Origin of the sequence: Streptomyces sp. NPDC056883, from assembly GCF_042788835.1 — a bacterium.
GTDB classification, from domain to species: domain Bacteria; phylum Actinomycetota; class Actinomycetes; order Streptomycetales; family Streptomycetaceae; genus Streptomyces; species Streptomyces stoeckheimensis.
Window position 1 is genome coordinate 279878 of the sequence record NZ_JBHUBS010000008.1, and the last position, 15901, is coordinate 295778.

The 15901-nt window shown below is 72.9% G+C and carries 16 protein-coding genes and 2 tRNA genes; 10 read left to right on the forward strand and 8 right to left on the reverse strand.

What is annotated here, in order from left to right:
• Window positions 1-44: 44 nt before the first annotated feature.
• A complete protein-coding gene (locus ACFRU2_RS21925; protein ID WP_382974487.1) occupies window positions 45-542 on the reverse strand; it encodes a DsbA family protein in 498 nt (165 codons plus the stop codon).
• A gap of 210 nt (window positions 543-752) precedes the next feature.
• Between ACFRU2_RS21925 and ACFRU2_RS21930 the strand changes: the two genes are divergently transcribed.
• Both ACFRU2_RS21930 and ACFRU2_RS21935 read left to right on the forward strand, forming a co-directional pair.
• On the forward strand, window positions 753-1196 hold the full coding sequence (locus ACFRU2_RS21930; protein ID WP_382974490.1) for a hypothetical protein: 444 nt from the start codon (window positions 753-755) through the stop codon (window positions 1194-1196).
• A 180-nt stretch (window positions 1197-1376) separates the two neighbouring features.
• Complete coding sequence (locus ACFRU2_RS21935) at window positions 1377-1550, forward strand: hypothetical protein (RefSeq protein WP_382974493.1); 174 nt, start codon at window positions 1377-1379, stop codon at window positions 1548-1550.
• On the opposite strand, the gene ACFRU2_RS21940 is transcribed toward ACFRU2_RS21935, so the two are convergent.
• Both ACFRU2_RS21940 and ACFRU2_RS21945 read right to left on the reverse strand, forming a co-directional pair.
• Window positions 1491-2117 (reverse strand): CGNR zinc finger domain-containing protein, encoded by a 627-nt coding sequence (locus ACFRU2_RS21940; RefSeq protein ID WP_382974496.1) that lies wholly within the window; start codon window positions 2115-2117, stop codon window positions 1491-1493. The two genes, ACFRU2_RS21935 and ACFRU2_RS21940, sit on opposite strands and share 60 nt — an antisense overlap.
• A 230-nt stretch (window positions 2118-2347) precedes the next feature.
• Window positions 2348-2761 carry an SsgA family sporulation/cell division regulator gene (locus ACFRU2_RS21945; protein ID WP_030011909.1) on the reverse strand — a complete coding sequence of 138 codons (414 nt, stop codon included), beginning with the start codon at window positions 2759-2761 and terminating at the stop codon, window positions 2348-2350.
• A gap of 177 nt (window positions 2762-2938) precedes the next feature.
• Between ACFRU2_RS21945 and ACFRU2_RS21950 the strand changes: the two genes are divergently transcribed.
• Both ACFRU2_RS21950 and ACFRU2_RS21955 read left to right on the forward strand, forming a co-directional pair.
• Window positions 2939-3409, forward strand: coding sequence for a TIGR02611 family protein (locus ACFRU2_RS21950; protein WP_382974499.1), 471 nt, complete (start codon window positions 2939-2941; stop codon window positions 3407-3409).
• 58 nt (window positions 3410-3467) lie between these two features.
• Window positions 3468-3539, forward strand: a tRNA-Val gene (locus tag ACFRU2_RS21955).
• 84 nt (window positions 3540-3623) lie between these two features.
• On the opposite strand, the gene ACFRU2_RS21960 is transcribed toward ACFRU2_RS21955, so the two are convergent.
• The gene (locus ACFRU2_RS21960) at window positions 3624-6176 is read right to left on the reverse strand and encodes an SCO7613 C-terminal domain-containing membrane protein (RefSeq protein WP_382974501.1); all 2553 of its coding nucleotides are present in this window, start codon (window positions 6174-6176) and stop codon (window positions 3624-3626) included.
• Between the two features lie 114 nt (window positions 6177-6290).
• Here ACFRU2_RS21960 and ACFRU2_RS21965 point away from each other — a divergent pair, with 114 nt between their 5' ends.
• Window positions 6291-6836, forward strand: a complete 546-nt coding sequence (locus ACFRU2_RS21965) for an SRPBCC family protein (protein ID WP_382974504.1) — start codon at window positions 6291-6293, stop codon at window positions 6834-6836.
• 38 nt (window positions 6837-6874) lie between these two features.
• Window positions 6875-6946: transfer RNA gene (locus tag ACFRU2_RS21970), tRNA-Val, on the forward strand.
• An 84-nt stretch (window positions 6947-7030) separates the two neighbouring features.
• On the opposite strand, the gene ACFRU2_RS21975 is transcribed toward ACFRU2_RS21970, so the two are convergent.
• Entirely contained in the window at window positions 7031-7756 is a 726-nt protein-coding gene (locus ACFRU2_RS21975) for a 3'-5' exonuclease (RefSeq protein WP_382974507.1), read from the reverse strand.
• Between the two features lie 257 nt (window positions 7757-8013).
• Between ACFRU2_RS21975 and ACFRU2_RS21980 the strand changes: the two genes are divergently transcribed.
• Window positions 8014-8604 (forward strand): DUF4365 domain-containing protein, encoded by a 591-nt coding sequence (locus tag ACFRU2_RS21980; protein ID WP_382974510.1) that lies wholly within the window; start codon window positions 8014-8016, stop codon window positions 8602-8604.
• Window positions 8604-9824 (forward strand): hypothetical protein, encoded by a 1221-nt coding sequence (locus ACFRU2_RS21985; RefSeq protein WP_250744701.1) that lies wholly within the window; start codon window positions 8604-8606, stop codon window positions 9822-9824. The genes ACFRU2_RS21980 and ACFRU2_RS21985 overlap by 1 nt, the downstream gene beginning before the upstream one ends.
• A 30-nt stretch (window positions 9825-9854) precedes the next feature.
• Here the strand turns inward: ACFRU2_RS21985 and ACFRU2_RS21990 are convergent, their stop codons facing one another.
• Entirely contained in the window at window positions 9855-10478 is a 624-nt protein-coding gene (locus tag ACFRU2_RS21990; RefSeq protein ID WP_382974513.1) for a histidine phosphatase family protein, read from the reverse strand.
• 227 nt (window positions 10479-10705) lie between these two features.
• Between ACFRU2_RS21990 and thrS the strand changes: the two genes are divergently transcribed.
• Entirely contained in the window at window positions 10706-12682 is a 1977-nt protein-coding gene (thrS, locus tag ACFRU2_RS21995) for a threonine--tRNA ligase (RefSeq protein WP_274547962.1), read from the forward strand.
• Between the two features lie 51 nt (window positions 12683-12733).
• Here the strand turns inward: thrS and ACFRU2_RS22000 are convergent, their stop codons facing one another.
• On the reverse strand, window positions 12734-13396 hold the full coding sequence (locus ACFRU2_RS22000) for a potassium channel family protein (RefSeq protein ID WP_382974516.1): 663 nt from the start codon (window positions 13394-13396) through the stop codon (window positions 12734-12736).
• A 67-nt stretch (window positions 13397-13463) separates the two neighbouring features.
• Between ACFRU2_RS22000 and ACFRU2_RS22005 the strand changes: the two genes are divergently transcribed.
• On the forward strand, window positions 13464-14024 hold the full coding sequence (locus tag ACFRU2_RS22005) for an HIT domain-containing protein (RefSeq protein WP_274547960.1): 561 nt from the start codon (window positions 13464-13466) through the stop codon (window positions 14022-14024).
• Window positions 14025-14052: 28 nt separating this feature from the next.
• On the opposite strand, the gene ACFRU2_RS22010 is transcribed toward ACFRU2_RS22005, so the two are convergent.
• Window positions 14053-15723 (reverse strand): hypothetical protein, encoded by a 1671-nt coding sequence (locus tag ACFRU2_RS22010; protein ID WP_382974518.1) that lies wholly within the window; start codon window positions 15721-15723, stop codon window positions 14053-14055.
• Window positions 15724-15901 lie beyond the last annotated feature (178 nt).

Genomic DNA, 15901 nt, shown 5'->3' on the forward strand with positions numbered 1-15901 from the left:
GAGACGGCGGGGATGGCGGAGACGGCCGAGATGGCGGAGATGGCCTAGGCGGCGCCGAGCAGCCGGTCGGCGATTTCCTCGATGCGCTCGCGCAGGCCCTCCTGGCTCTTGCCGCCGTCGAGGCGCTGCCCGTCGATCACGTACGTCGGGGTGCCGGTCACGCCGATCGCCTTGCCCTCGGCCTGGTCGGCGTCCACGATCAGGATGTGCCGGCCGTCGATCAGGGCGGTGTCGAACTCATCGGCGTCCAGGCCCAGTTCACGCGCGACCTCGACCAGTACCGATTCGCCGGACTTGGCGAGCTCCGCGGTGCGGGCGAGGACGGCCTCCACGTAGGGCCAGCCCTGCCCCTGCTCGGCGGCCTCCTCCGCGGCCTGCGCGGCGGCGAAGGCGTGCTTGTGCTTCTCCAGCGGGAAGTGGCGCAGCCGGATGTCCAGCCGGTCGCCGTAGCGGGCCCGCAGGGCGCGCACGTCGTCCAGGGCGCTGTGGCAGTCCGGGCACTGAAGTTCGCACCAGACGTCGAGGATCACGGAATCGGTCATGCGGACAGTCTCCCAGTCCCCGGGGATGAGCCGGGACCGGGACCTCGGGAGGAGGCGGGACCCGGAGATGTCCCGGAGATCCGCCCGCGGGGGGCTCCGGCCGTGGCCAGGGCGAGGGTCTCCGGTGCAGGATGGATGGGGACAGAACGCCCGGCCCGCCGGCCGGGTCCGCCGCGGCCGCTGAGGCCGTCCCGCCCCTGGAGGCCCCGCATGCTCGCCGAGACCATTTGCTCCGCGGTGTCCGCGGCGGGCCTGGGCATCGCCGCGCTGACCGCCTACCGCAAGCGATTCCTCGCGGCCACGCGGATCGCGGCGTACTCGCTGGTGCCCGTCGGCCTGGTGATGACGGGCGTCGTGGCCTGGGCGACCGGGATCGTCTTCAAGCCCACCGTCTGGGCCGGGTTCGCCGTGCTGGGGCTGGCCTGGCTCCTCTTCGTGACCACCCGCGCGATAGAACGGCGCGGAGCGGGCGCGGGGGAGGGAAGGCAGAAGCAGCCGAAGGCCGCCAAGGGCCGCCCGGCACAGGAGGCCGTCGCCCCGGCAGCCTCCGCGCCCTCGCTGGGCGACGGTGCCCGCTCGCGGCCCGCCCCGGCCGCCGCTCCCGCCGAGGACTTCTCCGACATCGAGGCGATCTTGAAGAAGCACGGCATCTGACCCGGCCGACTCCGTCACCCCCGGCCGCACGGCCCCGGTCCGCGGGTGGGCCCGGGCCTCGGGTCCGCGCGGCGATCCGGGACGGGAACCACCTGATCTGACGGGATCCGGTGAACTCGCGCGTTCCGTCTGGCGTGTTGAGGGGCGCGCGGGGGCCCGCTGGGCCATCATCGCCCCGACATGCCCGACACTTCATCGGGTGAGCCCGCCGTTCCCGCGCAGGCCACCATTCCCGTCGCCGAGGAGCCGAGAGGCTGCCTCTTCGCGCTCTCCCAGCCGCCCTTGATGATCTTCCTAGGCGTGATCGGCGGCTTGCTGCTGCTCGCCGCCGTGCACGATCTCTTCCTGCTCTGAGCCCGGCTCCGCGCCCAGCTCCGACTTGCGCCGGGCCCGGTACGCCGCCACGTGCAGCCGGTTCCCGCAGGTACGGCTGTCGCAGTAGCGCCGGGAGCGGTTGCGGGACAGGTCGACGAAGGCCCGCCGGCAGTCCGGGGCCTCGCAGCGGCGCAGCCGCTCCTGCTCGCCCGAGACCACGATGAAGGCCAGCGCCATGCCGCCGTCGGCCGCCAGGTGGTCGCCCACCGAGGCGCCCGGGGCGAAGTAGTGCACGTGCCAGTCGTAGCCGTCGTGGTTGGTCAGCTGCGGGGTGGTGCCTGCCGTCGCGACCAGCTCGTTGATCAGCACGGAGGCCGCGCGCGAGGTGGGCGCCGCGAAGATCTGGGCGAACTTGCCGCGCACCGTGCGCACGCCGGCGAGATCGCGGGCGCTGAGCTCGCCGACGTCGCTGATCGCGTACTCGTGGACGAAGCCGCGCAGCGCGTTCACGTCGGCCAGCCCGTCGGGCTGCTCGGTCTCGACCGAGGTGTTCACCAGCGCGACGACGACGTCGAGCGCGCGACGGGTGTCGTGGGGGATCTGCACGGGGTCTCCCTCAAGGGCCGGGCCTGCGGTGACGGGCTGCTGCCGCCGCTGGTGGCCGACTCTAGCGGGTCACCCCAAAGCGCACCGGCGCCGTCCACGCGGGTGGCTTCCGCATGAACAGCGCCGGTACTTCCGTATGTGGTTGTCCGCCGTGCACCGTCGCCCCGAGTCGGACGGTGTCGTACGGCCCCCGGGCTCAGCCGGGGGAGGGTTCCCTCTGTAGGCCTGGCTCAGGATTCGGCCAGGATGTGGGAGAGCTCCTTGTCGAGGTCGAAGTGCCGGTGTTCGGTCCCGGGTGGGACCGCGGCGTCCGTCCGCTTGAGGAACGACTCCAGTGCTCGGGCGGGTGCTTCGAGCAGTGCTTCTCCCTCCGGTGAGCTCAGGGCGATGCAGACGACCCCCTGACCGTGACTGCGGGACGGCCAGACACGGACGTCGCCGGTACCGGTGGGCCGGTGAAGGCCCTCGGCGAGGAGGTCGCGGGCGAATACCCATTCGACCGTCTCCTCGGCGCCGGTGTGGAAGGTGGCGTGCACGGCGTAGGGGTCGGCCGTGTCATACCGCAGGCCCGCGGGAACAGGCAGTGAGGACTCGCTCGACACAACGAGGCGCAGGTGCAGCTCGCAGCTGACCGTGGTGTTCATAAGCGCCAGGGCCTTTCGCTCAGTGTGCGCTCGGGGATTCGCACGTCGGCGAAATCGACATGCCACCTACGGTGCCGTTGTAAACCCCTCTGACCGTTTTGCGGACCTCTGGGTCCCTCGGACGGCGGATCCAAACGACCATTCACGTGTGCTGGGACCTCCGGTAGATTCGACCCCATGAACACGGGGAGTGACCGCGAGACCAACGAGTCCGCAGCCGAATCCACAACCGATTCCGCAGCCGCATCCGCAGCGGGATCCGCCGCCGAGGAGGCGCCGCACGTTTCCAAGGCGCCGGCCTTCATCAAGGCCCGCCGGAGTCTGCACCTGAGCTGGCAGGTCGGCGTCTTCGTCGTCGGCCTCGCCGTCATCGGCGCCGGCATCGCCATGCTGGTCCTGCCCGGACCGGGGTGGGTGGCGATCTTCGCGGGCCTCGCGATCTGGGCCACCGAATTCGCCTGGGCCCACCTCGCCCTGCGCTGGACCAAGCGCAAGGTGAGCGAAGCCGCCCAGAAGGCCCTGGACCCGAAGGTCCGCCGCCGCAACATCATCCTGACCAGCGTCGGGCTCGTGATCGCGGGCGTCCTGATCGGCTTCTACCTGTGGAAGTACGGGCTCCAGCTGCCCTGGAACCACGAGGTGAAGTGAGCCCGCCCGACCATGGCGGAGAGCACCGCTGACATGCGGTAATGTTTGCGGTGCGTCCGGGCGATTAGCTCAGTGGGAGAGCACTTCGTTCACACCGAAGGGGTCACTGGTTCGAACCCAGTATCGCCCACCCGGACCAGAGGCCCGGAGACTTTCACAGTCTCCGGGCCTCTGGCTTTTTCACCCGTCCGGCCCCGGCTCCGCCCCCGCCGGGCTACCTCAGTCGGCCGATGGCCTCCCGCAGTCGGCGGGCGTCGCGCAGCCGCTTCTCGTAGGTGGCCCCCACCGCCAGCAGCAGCACCCCCGCCAGGGCCGGCGGCAGCCAGCGCGGCAGCGCGTCCACGACCTGGATCACGTACGGGGTCAGCTCGTGCAGGGCCACCGCCGTCAGCGTCGCCCCGCCCAGCAGCAGCGGCGCGCGGAGCCGGCCGCGGGCACCGGCCAGGGTCACCCCGAGCGCGGCCGTCCCCAGCAGCAGCGGCCGCAGCCAGTGCGGATCGCCCCACACCGCGAGGGTGCTCGGCAGCAGGGTCGCCGCCAGACCCGGCCCGTACGCCGTCCAGGACCCGGCCAGCGGATCACGGCGCCGCCGCAGGAACCCCACGGCCAGCGCCGCCGCCGTCACCGGCAGGGTGTACGCCTCGGGCACCGTCACCTCCGAAGCCGCCAGCCGTACCCAGGTCGCCGCGAGGAACAGCACCCCGGCCGGCCAGCCCGCCGCCGACCGGCGCTCGGGCCGCACCGCCGCCGCCGCGCACACCACCCCGGCCAGGGCCAGGACCAGCGCGAGCACCGGAGCGTCCCCGGTGGCCAGGGCCACCGCGAGGAGGCCCGAGGCGGCCGCCGCGACCTCGGCCGGGACCCGTACGACGCCGAGCCGCGGCCCGAGCGCCGCCACCGCCGCCGGGACCACCAGCACCGGCGGCGCCCACCAGGCCACCGGCCGCTCCAGCAGCGCGCCCAGCGCCACCGCGAGCAGCGCCGCGTACCCGACGGCGAGCGCCGCGGCCCCCGCGCGGGCCCACTCCGGGGCGGGCCGGTACGCCGCTCCCGCCGCGCAGGCGGCCCCCAGCAGGCCGAGCACCCCGAAGGTCGCCAGACGGCCGTCCAGGGCCGCCACGGACACGCTCAGGGCCCCCACCAGCGCGCACACGCCCGCGGCGACCCCCACGAGGCCGCGACGCGCGGCCGGCGCGGTCCCGGCGACGGGCACGGTTCCGGCGCCCGCGAGGCTGCCGTCGCCGACTGCCGCGGTTCCGGCGCCCGCGGGGTTGCCGTCGCCTACGGGCGCGGTCCCGGCTCCCGTCGGGCTGCCGCCGGTCGGGCTGCCGCCGGCCGCCGCGGCCGTCGCGGCGGCCTTCGCGGGGGCGTCGGCGCCCGCCGTCGTCGTGGAGCGCAGCGCGAGCAGTCCCGTCGCCAGCGTCACCGCGAGCTGCGCCGCGAAGACCGCGCCGGGGGCCGCCTCGAGCACCACGGGGGCCGTGAACAGCGCCGCCCAGCCCAGGACCACCGCCACCACCCCCGGCTCCGGCCGCCCCGGGAGCACCCGGACCAGCCACCACGCGGCCCCGGCCGTCAGCAGCAGCGACACCGGCGCCGCGAACCCCGAGCCGTCCGCGGTCGCCGGAGCGGGGGTCGTCACCGACCAGACCTCCTCCAGCACCCGCAGCCGGTCCACCAGCACCGTCGCCACCCACGCCACGGAGGCCACCGCCTGCAGGACGGCCACCCCCGCACCGGCCAGGGCGAGGCCGCGCCGGACCGGCTCCGGGAGCGCGGAGACCCGTAGGGCTCCCACCAGGGGCAGAGCCACCACGAGGTACGCGACCGCCGCCCAGGACGGGCTCAGCTCGGGCCGGACCGGGCCGCCCAGCGCCGCCACCGCCGCGAGGGCGCCGGCCGTGGCGAAGGCGGCCCGCATGCCGGATGCGCGCCACGCCACCACCAGCGCGAGCGCGGCCACCGCCGCCAGCCGTACCGAAGGCGCCAGCGCCGCGCCCGTCGATTCCGCCGCCGCGGACTCCACCAGGCCCGTCAGCAGCGCGGCCCCGCCCGCCACCGAGCCCGCCGCACCCGCCCAGCGGGTCCAGCGCCCCGGCCGCAGCAGCGCGAGCGCGGCGTCCAGCGCCGCCGTCCCCAGCAGAGCCCAGGCCATGTCCAGCCCCGCCGCCCCGGCGGCCAGCGCCGCCAGCGGCAGCGGGAGCTGCGCCGTCAGCAGCGCCGCGGGGACCGGGATCCGCAGCGCGGGCAGGGAGCGCCCGTACCCCGCCCACCCCGCCGCCAGGACCGCGGCAGCAGCGGCGGCGTACGCCGTGCCGTCCACTTCCGGCATGCCGACGGCGTACAGCGCGTACGCGTCCAGCACCGTCAGCAGCAGGCCGACGGCGCCCACCGCCTCGGCGGTCGAGCGCAGCCCCCGGCGCAGCAGCGCCACCGGGGCGCCCAGCGCCGCCGCGGTCACCACGGCGAGCACCGCGCTGCGCCCGGCGATCCCCAGGGAGCCCCAACTGACCAGCGTGAACGCCAGCGCGGCGACGGCCAGCAGCACCGCGCCCAGGACCAGCAGCACGTTCTGCGCGCCGGGCGCCGAGGCCTCCGCTCCCTGCACGGGCACCGGCGGCCGGGCCGGCGCACCCCACGCCTGGGGGGCCTGGGCGCCCAGCAGCCACGCACGGCGACTCAGCAGGAAGTGGCGCCGGGCGTCGAGTTGGATCAGTTCGCGGTCGATGAGCACGAGCTCCTCGGCCGGCGGCAGGGGGTTGTCCATGGTTCGGAGTGTGGCGCCCGTCACCCCGTCAGGACATGGGTGCGCGTACTCATCTCCGGGTGAGTTCCGGCTGAGTACCGGGTGCGGGCACCCGCCGCGCGCAAGACTGGAGGCATGGACCGAAGCAGCCGCATCGGCAGCCCCGGCGCCGCGCGGGGCGCCAGCCCCGCCGGCCGCGCCGCCCCCGCCAACCCCGCCGACCGGTGGACCCGTTACCGCTTCCGCAGCGTGTGGGACCTCGACGCCGCACCCGCCCGCGTCTACGCCGCCCTGGAACACCCCGATTCCTACCCCCTGTGGTGGCCCCAGATCCGCGCCGTCGCCCCCGCCGCCGACGGGAGCAGCGGCACCGCCTTCATCCGCTCCGCCCTCCCGTACACCCTGCGCGTGAGCGCGGCCGAGCTCCTGCGGGACCCCGTGCGCGGCATCCTGGAGGTCGCCCTGCTCGGCGACCTGGAGGGCTGGGCCCGCTGGACCGTGCGGTCGCGGCCCGGCGGCACGCGGGCCCTGTACGAGCAGGAGGTCGAGGTGCGCCGCCCCCTGATGCGCCTTCTCGCGTTCCCCGGGCGGCCGGTGTTCCGCCTCAACCACACCCTGATGATGCGGGCCGGGCGGCGCGGGCTCGCCGCACATCTGGCGGCCCGGCCCGAAGCGGTTTGAACCAGCCCCGAGCCTTCTGTATTGTTCACACCGTTCCCGGGCGATTAGCTCAGCGGGAGAGCACTTCGTTCACACCGAAGGGGTCACTGGTTCGATCCCAGTATCGCCCACCGGGACAGGCCGGTCCGTCTTATGACGGACCGGCCTTCCGCACGTACGGGCCCCTTCGCGTACGGATTCCCGCGCACGGCCCCTCACGCCGCCGCGGGCAGCTCCGGCCGCAGCGGCCAGTGCGGATCCACCGACTCCGGTGTGCCCTGCCGCGCGAACCATGCCTGCAGTCCCCGCGCCTGCGCCGCGTGCCACACCTGCTGGAGCGTGTGCAGCTCCGCCGGTGTCAGCCGCTCCAGCCGGCCCGCGAACCTGCGCCCCACGGCCCGTACGAGCTCCAGGGACGCCAGCGCGTCCGCGCCCGCGTCATGGGCCCCCTCCAGCTCTATCCCGTAGTGCGCGCACAGGTCCGTCAGCGTCCGGCGCCCCTTGCGGTAGCGGTCCAGATGCTTGTCCAGCACCCGCGGATCCAGCACCGTCAGCGGCCGGTTGTCCAGGTACCGGGCCAGCGAGGACGCCCGGTGGCGGCGCAACTCCCGGTCCAGCAGCGTCAGATCGAACGGCGCGTTCATCACCACCACCGGCCTCCCCGCCGTCTGCTGCTCCCCGAGCGCGCGGGCTATCTCCTCCACCACCGGCGCGGGCCACCGCCCGTTGCGCTGGAGGTGCTCATCGGTCAGACCGTGCACTTCCGTGGCCCCCGGGGGTACCGGGATGCCGGGATTGACCAGCCAGCGCGTCGAGCGGATCCGGCCGCCCGCGCACTCCTGCACGATGAGCGCGGCGGACACGATCCGGTCCTGCTCCACGTCCACCCCGGTCGTCTCCGTGTCGAATGCGGCCAGCGGGCCCTCGTACCAGCGTGTCATGGCGAACTCCTCGTCACCCGTCGGCAGATGGCCCCACCCGGGCACGGCGCCCCAGGCCCCGCCACCTTGCCCGAAACGGTGATACCCGGGCTCTTTGCCCCGTACGCCGTTTGCGGGACTCCGACTGCGGAGACAACTCAACTGGGGGACCGCACACATGACCGGTCGTCAACCCCGACACCCTGACACGGACCTGATGCGGCCCCTACGCGGCCGCTCGAAAACGGGGACAGCCCGGAAGGCATGGGGAGCCTGCCATGGCGCTCGCGCAGCCCGAACCGGGCGGGGTGCTCGCGGGGCAGATCGATCCGCGGACCGACCCGCGGAGCGGACCGCTGCGCGGCACACTCGCCACCACCGCCTGCATGGAAACCCTTCAGGTGGGATACCTGCACGCCGTCGTCGCCGCGGCCGGATGCTCGCTGTCCCAGCCCTTTCCCGACAACGGCATCGACTGGCACGTCAGCCACGGCGCCCCCGAGCACGTCATCGACGACGAGGTGACCATCAAGGTCCAGCTCAAGGCGACCTACCAGATACCGCCCAGACCGGCCGGGCCCACCTTCGGCTTCACCCTCGACAACGAGCACCTGGTGAAGCTGGCCCGCACCCCGGTCGCCGTGCACAAGATCCTCGTCGTGATGCTCGTCCCGCGGGAACGCGACCAATGGCTGAGCGCCGGACACGACCGGCTCGACCTGCGGCACTGCTGCTACTGGACCAATCTCGCCGGGCACCCCGTGACCGGCCGGCGCCGGACCACCGTACGGATCCCGACCACGCGGATCTTCGACGACCGGGCGCTCTGCGAGATCATGACCCGGGTCGGGTCGGGAGGGACACCTTGATGAACTGGCAGTCACCGCACCTGGAGCCGCTCTCCTCACCGGAGTTCGCCGCGGGAGCCCCCGATCCCGCGCAGGTCGATCCGCTCGTGCTCGGCGCCCTGCTGCACCGGCACGGCTGGCTGCGCCGCGGCGGCGCGGCCGGACGGTACGGGCGCTGGACGCCGCCCGCCCCGTACGCCACGGGCAGCGGCGGCACCAGCCTCCTCGTCCCCGAGAGCCGGGCCTTCCCCGACTGCGCCGACCTCCTCGAAGAGGCGCTCACCGCGCTCTCGCGCAGCGCGCTGCCCTCTGCGCGCGAGGTGCTGTACGGGCTCAGCGTGCCGAGCGACGAGATCCGCTGGGACCGCGAGATCCCGCGAGGGGCGTACGGACTCCAGGGCGAGGCCGACTGGACGGTCCAGGAACAGCTCCGCTCGGCCGCCCGCCAGCTGCTCCTCGCCGGGGCACTGGCCGACCGGGCGCGGGCCGGGTACTACGGAGCCCGGCACCGCGGCCAGGCGGAGCGGGCGCTGGACGGGGTCCTGGTCGGGCCGGCTCCGGGCGGCCGGCGGCTGACCGCGTACGTCCCCGTCGACGGGGGCCGCGGGACGGTGATCCGGCTCCACCACGCGCTGCACGCCGCCCGCGAGGCCGTGGACTACCAGCGGGCCACCGGCGGCATGGAAGCCTTCGACGCCGCGGTCGAGGCAGGGGTCAGCCGGGAGCTCGCCGAGGCGCTCATCTCGCTGGTCCACGGCTCGGAGGGCGCCCGGGTGGCCCTGGCGTGGGCCCCGGCGGCGGGCGTCCCGGCGGGGTGCGCTGCCCGGCCGGAGCCCGTGGAGTTCTCGCCCGGCGACCTCCCGGTGCTCCGGGAGGCGGCCGCGCGGTACACGAGGGACGAACCCGCGGTGCCGGTCAGGGTGGCGGGAGCGGTGGTCCGGATGCGGAGGTCGGCCCCGGGCGGCGGGGGCACGGTCCGGCTGCGGGTCCTGGCCGGGGCGGAGATCCCGTACGTCCGGGTCGTGCTCGACGAGGAGTCGTACCGGGTGGCGGGCCACGCGCACCTGGTCGGACTGCCGATCCGGGTCAGCGGGAGCTTGCAGCGGCGGGGCGGGTTCCGTCGGCTCACGGACGCCGCGGACGTGCGGCCGGTGCCGCTCGACGAGGTCGAACGGGACCGCCTCATGAAGTCCCTGGACGAATCCCTCGACGCCGGGGACGTGCTGCCGTCGGACGACTAGGAAGGCCTGGCGGGACTTTGCGGACACCCCCTAGACGTGCAGCTCGGGGGGAAAGCCGGTCCAGCGCAGCTCGGCGGGCAGGTGCAGCATGTCGTTGGAGACCAGGACGGAGGCCGGTCGGCCGGGCGCGTACCGGATGACCGTGAGCGCGGCGTTGGCGTGGTTGAGACCGAGCCAGCGCCAGTGCGGCGCGTCCATGGCGTCCCGGACGAGCCAGGCGACCAGGAAGTTGTGGGTGACGACCAGCTCGTGCCGGTCCTCTTCGCCGTCCACCGGCCCGGTGAACTGCTCGAGCGCCCGCCGGGCCAGCCCGGGTCCCTGCTCCCGTTCCTCCTCGGAGGCAGTGGCGAGGAAGCGGAGGAAGAGGTCCGCGGATTCCGCCGGAAGCTCCTCCCTCGGCGGCACGTAGGGGACGTAGTCGCCGGCCACGTCCGAGACGTGCAGGGGGACGTCCTCCAGCTGGTCGCCGATCAGACGTGCGGTCTGCTCCGCCCGCGGCAGCGGGCCGTGGTGGACGGCTGCGAGAGGGATGTCGCGCAGGCGGCGGCCGAGCAGCACGGCCTGCCGACGGCCGGCTTCCGTCAGCCCGCTCTCCTCCGACTCCGCCTCGCCGTGCCGCACCAGATAGAGGTAGCGGGTAGCCGTGCCGGTCATCACGATCTCCTCTGCGTTCACTGACGATCTTCCGCGTCGGGGGACGCCGCGTCCTGCTGCGCCGGTTCCCCCGCCGTCGAAGGGATGCCCCGGGCGGTGCCGTGGGGTGCCGCTTTCCGGGGCGGCCCGCCGGCCCGGCGGTAACCGTTTAGCGGCGCGGCCCATCCGCTCGGTACGATTCAGGCGCGCAGTGTTCGCTCGCGCACCCCCTGAGTCAGGAGAGACCGGTGTCAGACGTCCGTGTGTTCATCCAACGCGATTCCGAGCGGGACGAGCGCGTGGTGGCCACGGGCACTACGGCGGCAGAGCTCTTCGCCGGCGAGCGCACCATCGTCGCCGCGCGCATCGCAGGTGAGCTGAAGGACCTCGCGTACGAGGTGAAGGACGGCGAGACCGTCGAGCCCGTGGAGATCTCCTCTCCCGACGGCCTCGACATCCTGCGCCACTCCACCGCGCACGTCATGGCGCAGGCCGTGCAGGAGCTCTTCCCCGAGGCCAAGCTGGGCATCGGCCCGCCGGTCCGGGACGGCTTCTACTACGACTTCGACGTCGCGAAGCCCTTCACCCCCGATGACCTCAAGGCCATCGAGAAGAAGATGCAGGAGATCCAGAAGCGCGGCCAGCGCTTCGCCCGCCGCGTCGTCACCGACGAGGCGGCCCGCGAGGAGCTCAAGGACGAGCCGTACAAGCTGGAGCTCATCGGCATCAAGGGTTCGGCCTCGACCGACGACGGTGCGAACGTCGAGGTGGGCGGCGGCGAGCTGACCATCTACGACAACTTCGACGCCAAGACCGGCGACCTGTGCTGGAAGGACCTCTGCCGCGGTCCCCACCTGCCGACCACCCGCAACATCCCCGCGTTCAAGCTCATGCGCAACGCCGCCGCCTACTGGCGCGGCAGCGAGAAGAACCCGATGCTCCAGCGCATCTACGGCACCGCGTGGCCGTCGAAGGAGGAGCTGAAGGCCCACCTCGACTTCCTCGTGGAGGCCGAGAAGCGCGACCACCGCAAGCTCGGCACCGAGCTCGACCTGTTCTCCGTACAGGACGAGATCGGCTCCGGCCTGGCCGTCTTCCACCCGCGCGGCGGCGTCATCCGCCGCACCATGGAGGACTACTCGCGCAAGCGGCACGAGGAAGAGGGCTACGAGTTCGTCTACACCCCGCACGCCACCAAGGGCACCCTCTTCGAGAAGAGCGGCCACCTGGACTGGTACGCGGAGGGCATGTACCCCCCCATGCAGCTCGACGGTGGTACCGACTACTACCTCAAGCCCATGAACTGCCCGATGCACAACCTGATCTTCGATGCGCGCGGCCGCTCCTACCGCGAACTGCCGCTGCGCCTCTTCGAGTTCGGCACCGTGTACCGGTACGAGAAGTCCGGCGTCGTGCACGGCCTGACCCGCTCGCGCGGTTTCACCCAGGACGACGCGCACATCTACTGCACCAAGGAGCAGATGGCGGAGGAGCTCGACCGCACGCTGACCTTCGTGCTGAACCTGCTCCGCGACTACGGTCTGACCGACTTCTACCTGGAGCTGTCGACCAAGGACCCGGAGAAGTTCGTCGGCTCGGACGAGATCTGGGAGGAGGCCACCGCCACCCTCCAGCAGGTCGCCGAGAAGCAGGGCCTGCCCCTGGTCCCGGACCCGGGCGGCGCCGCCTTCTACGGCCCGAAGATCTCCGTCCAGTGCCGTGACGCGATCGGCCGCACCTGGCAGATGTCGACCGTGCAGCTCGACTTCAACCTGCCGGAGCGCTTCAACCTGGAGTACACCGGCCCCGACGGCACCAAGCAGCGTCCGGTCATGATCCACCGTGCGCTGTTCGGTTCCATCGAGCGGTTCTTCGCCGTCCTGCTGGAGCACTACGCGGGCGTCATGCCGCCGTGGCTCGCCCCGGTCCAGGCGGTCGGCATCCCGATCGGCGACTCGCACATCGAGTACCTGCAGGAGTTCGCCGCCGAGGCGAAGAAGAAGGGCCTGCGCGTCGAGGTGGACGCCTCCTCCGACCGCATGCAGAAGAAGATCCGCAACCAGCAGAAGCTGAAGGTCCCCTTCATGATCATCGTCGGTGACGAGGACATGGCCGCGGGCACCGTCTCCTTCCGCTACCGCGACGGTTCGCAGGAGAACGGCGTCCCGCGCGACCAGGCGCTGGCGAAGCTCGTGGACGTCGTGGAGCGCCGCGTCCAGGTGTGATCGTGCTCCCCGCCCCGGCGGGGATCGGCGGCGACCGGCCCTCGGGAAGTCTCACTTCCCGGGGGCTTCCTCGTCCTCCCGCCGGAAGGCCTGCAGCATCCAGGACGAGAATGAACCCGTCACCGCGCCCAGCAGCGCCAGCCCGCCGGCCATCATGAACCCCGCGATGATCCGGCCCCCCGGCGTCACGGGGGCCATGTCCCCGTAGCCCACCGTCGTCAGCGTCTCGCACACCCACCACACCGCGTCCCCGAGCGTGAGGATCGAGGCTCCCGGGGCCTGGCGCTCGAAGTGGTGGACCCCGAGGGCGCCCGCGAAGCCGAGCAGCCCGGCCGACAGGCCCGCGTACGACATCACGCGCGCGTACAGGTTCCGGCGCGGGCGGTTGTGGCGGGCCTCGATCGCGTCGTGGACCTTGACCATGCGCAGCGGCCGCAGCAGCGGCAGCAGCACGATCAGGGTGTCCAGCCAGTGCACGCGGACGAAGCGCAGCGGCCGCATGCGGCTCAGGACCAGCCGGGCCAGGTAGTCCACGATGAAGCAGGCCCAGGTCAGGATGACCACGCCGAGGCCGATGTCCCGCCACAGCGGGTGGGCCCGGTAGGCCACCACGGAGACCGTGTAGCCGGCGAGGAAGAGCAGGGAAGCGTAGAACAGGGGCAGCTCGGTCCGGCGCTCCCAGGCCTGGTCACGGGTCTCGGTCGCATCGTCCATGGGCTCAGCATCGCGTCCCGCACACCGGTGTTCGCCCCGCCGACACGCCGCTCGGGGTCAAGGTCATATGCTGCATCCCATGACGATTGAGCCGGAGCAGCAGATCGGTGTGGGCACGCAGGACGCGTTCCAGCGACTGTGGACGCCCCACCGGATGGCCTACATCCAGGGGGAGAACAAGCCGACCGGGCCGGAGGCCGGGGACGGCTGTCCCTTCTGCGGGATTCCGGAGATGTCGGACCAGGACGGCCTGGTCGTGGCCCGGGGCAAGCACGTCTACGCCGTGCTGAACCTCTACCCGTACAACGGCGGCCACCTGATGGTCGTGCCCTACCGGCACGTCGCCGATTACACGGATCTGGACGCCGCCGAGACCCTCGAGCTCGCCGACCTCACGAAGCGGGCGATGGTCGCGCTGCGCAAGGCCTCCGGTGCGCACGGGTTCAACATCGGCATGAACCAGGGCCAGGCCGCCGGCGCCGGCATCGCCGCGCACCTGCACCAGCACATCGTGCCCCGCTGGGGCGGGGACACGAACTTCATGCCGGTCGTGGGCCACACCAAGGTGCTGCCCCAACTCCTCGCGGACACCCGCCAGATGCTCGCCGACGCCTGGCCCACCGACTAGGGCGTGCCCGGCGGACGTCCGCGCGGGCTCACGCGTCGTAGGCGTCCGCCTTGCGCGGTGCGGCGTCCTGGACCAGACCGCTGACGATCATCGAGCGGTTGCTGAAGCGGTCGATGTCGACCCCGTTCTCCTCCAGGACCCGCAGCGCGGCGGTGTGCACCGCCCGCAGGACCGGGGTCGCGGCGCGCATCGCGTCGTCCGCCATGAAGCGGTGGCGCCACGGCTGGCCGGCCCAGACGTGGCGGACGCCGAAGGGCTCCGGGAGGACGAGCTTGCCGCCCAGGAAGTCCAGGAGCGGCGGGTACCAGGTGAAGGGCGCGCGCACGGCGAGGCGTACGACCTCGCTGGTGTCGACCACGGGCCGCTTGAGCTCCACGGTTTCCCAGAAGCGCACGGATTTGGCGACCTCGTCGACGGGCGCCGCCGACTTGGTGGTGAACAGGCCGTGCACCGGGCCGAGCGCGTGCCCGGTGACCTCCACGCGCAGGGTCTTGTAGAGCACGGTGACCGTGACCAGCATGGTGATCACGAGCTGGCCGTCCCAGAGCGGGTACTGGATGCCGAGGTAGTGCCGGTTGCCGGCGCTGAACTGCTGCTCGTTGCAGATCCGGGTGATCTCGTGCGGCTTGACCAGGAAGGTGTCCACGTCCGCTCCGCTGGGGCGGGTCACCTCCTTGGCGCCCTCGCCGACCGGGGAGACGATCCAGTGCTGGATCGACGCGGGCGGGAGGCCACCGGTGTGCAGGGGGCCGCGCTCCAGCTTGCGCAGCTGGGTGTCGATCGCGCGTATGACGTCCCAGCTGCGGAACGGGTGGATCTCGGAGCCCTCGTTCTTGGGGACGAGCTCCTCGGCCATCTGCCAGCTGCCCCAGCGCGTGCCCATGCCGAGTATGCCCTTGGGGCCGGCGTAGAAGACGGCATTGCTGCGGTCCTCGGCGGTGAGCTTGGCCAGGGAGTGGCGCAGGTCCTCGCGGGCCTTCTCGTCGGGGTTGCCGGGGACGGCCTCCGGGATCTTGGCGGCCACCCCGCCGCCGCCCGCGAGGAGCCCGTCCCAGCGGGAGCGCAGGTCTTCGGCGGTGGCCTCGCAGAGCCTGCGGGCGAGGAACCAGCCGGCGACCGGGGCGATGACCATGGCGCGGACGTAGATGCTCGCCGCGCCGGTCACGGGGAGCCGGAACATGAGTACGGCGACCACCAGGCCCACGCCCACCAGGAGCGCCGTGCCCATCCAGGAGGCCCGCTTGGCATCGGAGTCGGCCAGGGCCTTGCGGGCCCAGAACAGGCCGAGCCACAGCAGCAGGCCGGGGAGGAACACGACCCCGCAGACGAGCATGATCAGGCGGAGCTTGCGGTCACGCTCCTTGCGGATGCGGGAGGCGGCCAGACAGTGCTCGACGACGGTCTGCGGGTCGGCGCCGAAGGACTGGATGAGGGGTTTGCGGGTGGCCGGGACGGTGCGCGCCTCGACGGCGCGGCAGAAGGCCTCGCCGAGGTTGGGGGCGAGCAGGGACACCTTGGCGGGTTTGACGACGGACTCGTGGTACTCGTTGTTGGCCTTGAGTATCTCGTCCAGCTTGGTGTCGCGTCCGCCGTCCCGGTAGGCGGCGGACGCGAGGGCGTTGGTCGCGGCGGTCTGGCCGCCGCCGCCCTGGAGCGGGATCTGTGCCCCGGGCCTGAAGTCGAATCCGTCGTCCGCCACCGCTGCCCCCATCGCTGTGCGTCGTGCTCGTGTGCGGGCCTGCCCGCGATGCCGCCCGCTCCGGGTGGTGTTCCCGGTGCGGCGTTCCCGCCCTGTGCGCTCGACCTGCCTGCCGGGCCCGACTGCCGGTCCCGTCAGCTGAGCCGTCTGCTGGGCCCGCCCGGTTGGTCTACCCGTT

Bases quoted from the DNA above. Each gene is read 5' to 3' on its own strand.
- ACFRU2_RS21925 (WP_382974487.1), bottom strand. From the start codon at position 542: ATGACCGATTCCGTGATCCTCGACGTCTGGTGCGAACTTCAGTGCCCG.
- ACFRU2_RS21985 (WP_250744701.1), top strand. From the start codon at position 8,604: ATGAACTGGCAGTCACCGCACCTGGAGCCGCTCTCCTCACCGGAGTTC.
- ACFRU2_RS21930 (WP_382974490.1), top strand. From the start codon at position 753: ATGCTCGCCGAGACCATTTGCTCCGCGGTGTCCGCGGCGGGCCTGGGC.
- ACFRU2_RS21935 (WP_382974493.1), top strand. From the start codon at position 1,377: ATGCCCGACACTTCATCGGGTGAGCCCGCCGTTCCCGCGCAGGCCACC.
- ACFRU2_RS22005 (WP_274547960.1), top strand. From the start codon at position 13,464: ATGCTGCATCCCATGACGATTGAGCCGGAGCAGCAGATCGGTGTGGGC.
- ACFRU2_RS21965 (WP_382974504.1), top strand. From the start codon at position 6,291: ATGGACCGAAGCAGCCGCATCGGCAGCCCCGGCGCCGCGCGGGGCGCC.
- ACFRU2_RS21950 (WP_382974499.1), top strand. From the start codon at position 2,939: ATGAACACGGGGAGTGACCGCGAGACCAACGAGTCCGCAGCCGAATCC.
- ACFRU2_RS21945 (WP_030011909.1), bottom strand. From the start codon at position 2,761: ATGAACACCACGGTCAGCTGCGAGCTGCACCTGCGCCTCGTTGTGTCG.
- ACFRU2_RS21990 (WP_382974513.1), bottom strand. From the start codon at position 10,478: ATGACCGGCACGGCTACCCGCTACCTCTATCTGGTGCGGCACGGCGAG.
- ACFRU2_RS21960 (WP_382974501.1), bottom strand. From the start codon at position 6,176: ATGGACAACCCCCTGCCGCCGGCCGAGGAGCTCGTGCTCATCGACCGC.
- ACFRU2_RS22000 (WP_382974516.1), bottom strand. From the start codon at position 13,396: ATGGACGATGCGACCGAGACCCGTGACCAGGCCTGGGAGCGCCGGACC.
- ACFRU2_RS21975 (WP_382974507.1), bottom strand. From the start codon at position 7,756: ATGACACGCTGGTACGAGGGCCCGCTGGCCGCATTCGACACGGAGACG.
- ACFRU2_RS21980 (WP_382974510.1), top strand. From the start codon at position 8,014: ATGGCGCTCGCGCAGCCCGAACCGGGCGGGGTGCTCGCGGGGCAGATC.